The following is a 6,472-nucleotide window of genomic DNA, read 5'->3' as shown; positions in this document are numbered from 1 at the left end:
GCTCATAAAATGAAGTTTAATGGCTGGAATGAATTAAAAGATGCTTATTTAAAAGAAATAGAATATCTCCAAAGTCATTTTTTAGATGTCGATGCCAATTATCCATTTACTAATGAAGATACGATCATGTCTATTGCTTCTAAACTTGCCATGTTGAAAAAAGAAGCAATTGATGATACTTTATCATTAGTAAGTCATGATGATTTACAAACAGCAGTACAGATAATTAGAAAACATTCAGCAATCTATCTTTTTGCAGTCAGTAATAATGGTTTGATTACTCAAGAATTTGCTCATAATATGTCAAGAATTCAAAAGAAAGTAACTATTTGTAACTTACAGGGTGAACTTGTTTACAGTGCTATTAATGCAGATGTAAATTCATGTGCAATTATTGTTTCTTATTCTGGGGAAACACCGATTCTTAAAAGAGTAATGCAAGCTTTAAAAACCAAGGATATTCCAATTATTGCCATTACTAATATTGGTGAAAGTACGGTATCTAAAAATGCTGATGTGGTTTTAAAGATTTGTACTCGGGAGAAACTTTATTCAAAAATTGCTACCTTTTCTACTGATATTTCTTTTGAGTATGTTTTAGATTTATTGTATTCTTGTGTTTTTTCATTAAATTATGATCAAAATATTGACAGAAAGAAAAAAATATCGCAAATGATTGAAACTGGCCGCTTTTCAACTTTAGACATTATTAAAGAAGAGGATTAAAAAACTGTAGCAAAACTACAGTTTTTTACCATTACTAGCGATTACTTCTTTATACCAGTAAAATGAATCTTTAGTTAATCTTTTTAATGAACCGGTACCATCATCATGTTTATCAACATAAATAAAGCCATAACGTTTACGCATTTCCCCAGTTCCTGCGGAAACTAGATCAATGCATCCCCAAGGAGTATAACCAATTACATCAACATGATCAATTTCAATCGCTTTGATCATTTCACTAATGTGCTTTCTTAAATAATCAATTCGATATTCATCATGAATCGAACCATCTTCTTCAACTTTGTCATAAGCTCCCATACCATTTTCAACGATCATCAAAGGAACTTGATAGCGATCATATAAATCATTTAAAACATTTCTTAATCCAATTGGATCAATCGTCCAGCCCCAATCAGTTTGTTTTAAATATGGATTGACACCGCCACTAATGACATTTCCTTCACCCATTTTAATATCACCAATACCCGCTATTGCTGAAAAATAGTATGAAAAACCAATATAATCAACTTTACCAGCTTTGATGATTTCTAAATCACCATCACAAATTTCCGGTTTAACTTTTAATTGTTGCCATTTAGCCGTGCAAACGTTAGTATAATAACCTCTTACATGAACATCACCATAATAATAAAGTGAAGATAAAGCTTCTCTAGCTTCTACCTGATCTTCAGGACGACATGTTGCACTATAAGTTGGATACGTCAATAACATACATCCAATTTTATTTTCTGGATCGATTTGATGACCAGCAATAACTGCTTTAGCTGAAGCTACAAACATATTATGAGAAGCGTTAACAACAGTTTGATAACGATCTTCATTTTCATCAAAAATAATTCCGGCCTGATGCCATGGTCGATTACTTCTCATCGTGGCATTGATCTCATTAAATGTCATCCAGTATTTTACTTTTCCTTTATATCGTTTAAAGCAGGTTATCGCATAACGTTCAAAGAAATCAATTAATTTACGATTACGCCAAGAACCATATTTTTTTACTAATCCTAAAGGTGTTTCATAATGGGAAATAGTTACAATTGGTTCAATTCCATACTTTAATAACTCATCAAAAACTTTATCATAAAATTTTAACCCTTCTTCATTTGGTGTTTCTTCATCACCATTAGGATAGATTCTTGTCCAGGCAATTGACATTCTAAAACATTTAAAGCCCATATCAGCAAACAGCTTGATATCTTCTTTATAATGATGATAAAAATCAGTAGCTTCATGACTTGGATATAATGCTCCTGGTACAATTTCATCATCAATTTGACGCATTACTCCATGACGAGCTCCTCTTTCAACATCGGCAATACTTAAGCCTTTACCGCCTTCTAAATAACCTCCTTCATACTGATTGGCAGCCGTAGCGCCACCCCATAAAAAATCATCTCTTATTTTCATCTTATCCCTCCTATTTAATATTTTTGTCATGATTAATCATAGCAATTATTTATATCTATTATATCACCAATATATTGTCAGCCATAAATATTAATATTAAAAATCAAAATTATCTGGATCCGGTCCTGTTCGCTGATTTAAATTCAATCCATTCATTAACTGCATTTCTTCTTTTGTCAATGCAAAATCAAATAAATCAATATTTTCTTCAATTCTATCTTTATGAACTGATTTTGGTAAAACAACGATCTTTCTTTGTAATAACCATCTTAAAATAACTTGAGCTGATGATTTGTGGTATCTTTGGCCAATCATTTTGATCTCTGGAATATTTAAACAAGCGCCACTGCCTAGCGGTGACCAGGCTTCTAAAACTATTTTATTATCCTGGCAAAATTCAATTGTTTCTTCATCTTGCATTTGGGGATTGATTTCAATTTGATTAACACTAGGAATTTTATGAACGTTTGCTAGTAAGTTTTGTAAATGTGTTTTTTTAAAATTAGATACTCCAATACTTTTAACCAGTCCTTCTTCTTTTAATTTTTCCATTTCTAAATAAGCATCAATATAACCGTCAACAGGCCAATGAATCAAATACAAATCAGCATAATCAACTTGTAATTTAGCTAAACTTTCTTGTAAGGCAGCTCTTGTCTTACCAGCTCTAATATCATCATTCCATAATTTAGTAGTAATAAAAATTTCTTTTCGATCAATGCCACTTTCTCTGATTGCTTGCCCTACAGCTTCTTCATTACCATAACAAGAAGCTGTATCAATATGACGATACCCCACATTTAAAGCTGCTAAAACAGCTTGTTTAGTATCTTTTCCGCTTTGCCACACACCTAAAGCGACTATTGGCATTTTATGACAGCAGCATAATTTAACTTTGGTATTTATATCCATCCTCTTCTCTCCTTGTATAATATTTATTGCAAAGATGATCGATAAGCTATTTTGATATGGCTGATTATCATAACTTTATTTTGGATTTATCGGTTTATTAGATTATTAAATTGCTGATCACCTCGATATTTATAACTATCAATCTTCTTTGTATCATCATTATTTCATATTAAAAAAGTAAAAAAAATAAATGTAAATGACAATAAAATCGCATTTACATTTATCTTAATAATTATTATTCAATTTGAAAACATTGTTTACAGGACCTTTAATCCAAATCTTCTCCATTAGAAGCAATTACTTTTTTAAACCAGTCATAAGAGTCTTTTTTACTTCTTGCAAGAGTTCCATTTCCTTCATTATCTCGATCTACATAGATAAATCCATAACGTTTTTTCATTTCTCCAGTAGTAAATGAAATACAGTCAATACATCCCCATGGAGTATAACCGATTAAATCAACCCCATCTTCTTCAACGGCTTTTTTCATTTCTTTAATGTGTGCTCTTAAATAATCAATTCGATATGGATCATGACAAGAACCGTCTTCTTCTTTTACATCGATAGCCCCAAAACCATTTTCAACAATAAATAATGGTTTTTCATATCTTTCATAGAAAATGTTTAACGCATACCGCAATCCTTCAGGATCAATTGCCCAACCCCAGTCAGATACTTTAATATAAGGATTTTCAACACTAAATTCACTAGAACCATCAGTAGCATTAGTTACATCTTTATGAGCGGTTGAATCAACTGTATTAGTCATATAATAACTAAAACCAATATAATCAACTGTTCCTTCGCTTAAAATCTTTTTATCTTCTTCACTAATATCAATCTTAAACCCTTTTCTTTCAAACATTTTTAAAGCATAGCGAGGATAATGACCACGACATTGAACATCACAGAAGAACCAGCGATCATGCATCATTTGAGTTGATAAAACCATATCTGATGGACGGCATGAATATGGATAAATTGGCACCATGGCAATCATATTACCAATTTTAAAATTAGGATTAATTTCTTTTCCAACCTTTACTGCCAACGCACTAGCTACTAAAGTATGATGTCCACAAATATACATTGCTTCTTCAGGATTATCGTAATCACCAAAATGAGCCCCACTATTAGTCCAGCCAAAAATATCATTTTGATAATTCATTTGATTATTAATTTCATTAAAAGTCATCCAGTATTTAACTTTATCTTTATATCTTTCAAAACAAACTCGGGCAAACTTAACAAAGAAATCAATTGTCTTACGGTTCATAAAACCACCGTATTCTTTAGCTAAATGATAAGGCATTTCAAAATGTGATAAGGTAATTACTGGTTCAATTCCATATTTTAACAATTCATCAAAAACATCATCATAAAATTGTAACCCTTCTTCATTAGGTTCATCTTCATCACCTAATGGAAAAATTCTTGTCCAGGCAATTGAAGTACGAAAACATTTAAACCCCATATCCGCAAACATCGCAATATCTTCTTTATAATGTCCATAAAAATCAATTCCCACATGATTAGGATAATATTTTCCTTCTACTACACCATCTGTGATTTCACGAGGTACTCCATGGGCTCCAGCCGTCATGACATCGGCAACACTTAAGCCTTTTGAAGTGTTTAATACCCCTCCTTCAAATTGATGCGCAGCCAAAGCTCCACCCCATAAAAAATCTTTACTTAAAACCATCTCTATGCTCCTTTCCTTTTTACTACTTATAATCATATCATATTTATGTTAAGATTAGTGGTTTTAATCTCATAAAAATCAATACCTTGAATAAACAAGAGATATTTGTTCAAATATCCCTTGTTTACTTCTAGCGATAAGCATTTTGATAAATTTCTAAATAATCTTCATCAGATAATGGTAGTGGATCAGCCGTAATATCACCACCTAAAACTTCATGAACTTTAGATGGATAAAGTTTAATTTCTGCTTCATTGATTCCTTCATCACTCATCTTCAAATCAGCACAGCCAATTGAAGCAATCAATTGATCTAAAGCTGTAATAAAATCTTTACCACTGCTTGCTTGATCATTTCCCATCGCTTTTGCCATTTTGATCATTTGCATTTCACTTGCTTTTCTTGAAGCAAAAAAGTCATAATAAGCATGAGCAATTTCAATTAATCCAGCACCATGAATTAAATTCTCATGAAAACTTCCCATTACATGTTCCATCGTATGAGCTGAAGTACACATCATATAATATCCAGCCAAAGAATTAGCTAATGCCACATAAGCTCGTGCTTCTTGATTAGAACCGTCTTGATAAGCAATTGGTAAGTATTTAGCGATCAGTTCAATTGTTTTTAAAGCAAACATCTCTGCCATAGGATGAACATTTTTATTAATTACTGTTTCTGAAGCATGGAAAAAAGCATCCATTCCTTGATATGCAGTAAATTTAGGTGATACACTCATCATTAAATCACTATCAACAACTGATAAAACCGGAAACATTGAAACATTCATAATCGCACTTTTTTCTTTCATCGTATCATTAGAAATAACTGCTCCCATATCTACTTCACTAGCTGTTCCAGCTGAAGTAGTAATACAAACTAACGGTAAAGCTGGATTAGCTGGTACTTGTTTACCACCTTGACCACTCATTGAATAATCCCAAATATCACCGTCATTAGTAACCATCAGCGCAATACATTTAGAACAATCCATTACCGAACCGCCACCTAAAGCCAAAATAAAATCACAGTGATTATCTTTAGCCACTTTAGCTCCAGACATAACATTTTCTACTGTTGGATTCGGACGAATTTGGTCAAATAAAACAAAGTCTGCTTTTGCAAGTTTTAATTCATTTTCTACTCTTTGTAAATAACCATATTTTTTTACTGATGTTCCTTGTGATGTTACAATCAGTGCTTTTTTACCGGGTAATGTTTGTAAGTGCAAATCATTTAATCTTCCTGGTCCAAATAAAACTTTTGTCGGCATATAAAAATCAAAATTATACATATTCTTTTCCTCCTTTTGATAGTGTTAATTTATCATGTTTAAATACATACTTAAATAACGATAGCTGCATTTAAAATCTAGTTTGCAAAAATAAAAAATTAATTCTTTATTTGTGTAAATAACGTTTACATAAAATATTTTTAAAAAAATAAAAGTAATTTTATCAAGTCCGGTTGTATATATATAATAGAATGGATAATTCTATCTTTAATTATAGTTTACTGCTATAATGTACTTGATTAGAAATTGTCCGTTACTTTAAAAAAAGGAGGGATGATTTTGGGAGATCATGATATTAATGCCAGAATCTATTTTGCCGATAAGGATCGTTTTACTGATTTTTCCAATGTAGTTGCCTTTAACGGTAAGAATGTTTTAACTAAAGAAAACTGTTATGATTATAACAG

At 31.5% G+C, this 6,472-nt stretch carries 5 protein-coding genes; 1 reads left to right on the top strand and 4 read right to left on the bottom strand.

Features of this window, described 5'->3' with window-relative positions; translation table 11 throughout:
- Window positions 1-726, top strand: a 726-nt coding sequence (locus J7M77_RS06790; protein WP_296877078.1) for a MurR/RpiR family transcriptional regulator, incomplete at its 5' end; no start/stop codon positions are given.
- A gap of 15 nt (window positions 727-741) precedes the next feature.
- On the opposite strand, the gene J7M77_RS06785 is transcribed toward J7M77_RS06790, so the two are convergent.
- The 4 genes from J7M77_RS06785 to J7M77_RS06770 form a co-directional block, all read right to left on the bottom strand.
- Window positions 742-2,154 (bottom strand): 6-phospho-beta-glucosidase, encoded by a 1,413-nt coding sequence (locus J7M77_RS06785; RefSeq protein WP_296877077.1) that lies wholly within the window; start codon window positions 2,152-2,154, stop codon window positions 742-744.
- 96 nt (window positions 2,155-2,250) lie between these two features.
- Window positions 2,251-3,066, bottom strand: a complete 816-nt coding sequence (locus J7M77_RS06780; protein ID WP_296877076.1) for an aldo/keto reductase — start codon at window positions 3,064-3,066, stop codon at window positions 2,251-2,253.
- 268 nt (window positions 3,067-3,334) lie between these two features.
- A complete protein-coding gene (locus J7M77_RS06775; RefSeq protein ID WP_296877075.1) occupies window positions 3,335-4,771 on the bottom strand; it encodes a 6-phospho-beta-glucosidase in 1,437 nt (478 codons plus the stop codon).
- 130 nt (window positions 4,772-4,901) lie between these two features.
- On the bottom strand, window positions 4,902-6,065 hold the full coding sequence (locus J7M77_RS06770) for an iron-containing alcohol dehydrogenase (RefSeq protein WP_296877074.1): 1,164 nt from the start codon (window positions 6,063-6,065) through the stop codon (window positions 4,902-4,904).
- Window positions 6,066-6,472 lie beyond the last annotated feature (407 nt).

The sequence above is a fragment of the Thomasclavelia sp. genome (assembly GCF_017889095.1).
Lineage (GTDB): Bacteria > Bacillota_I > Bacilli_A > Erysipelotrichales > Coprobacillaceae > Thomasclavelia.
This window is presented reverse-complemented; position numbering and strand designations above follow the sequence as displayed.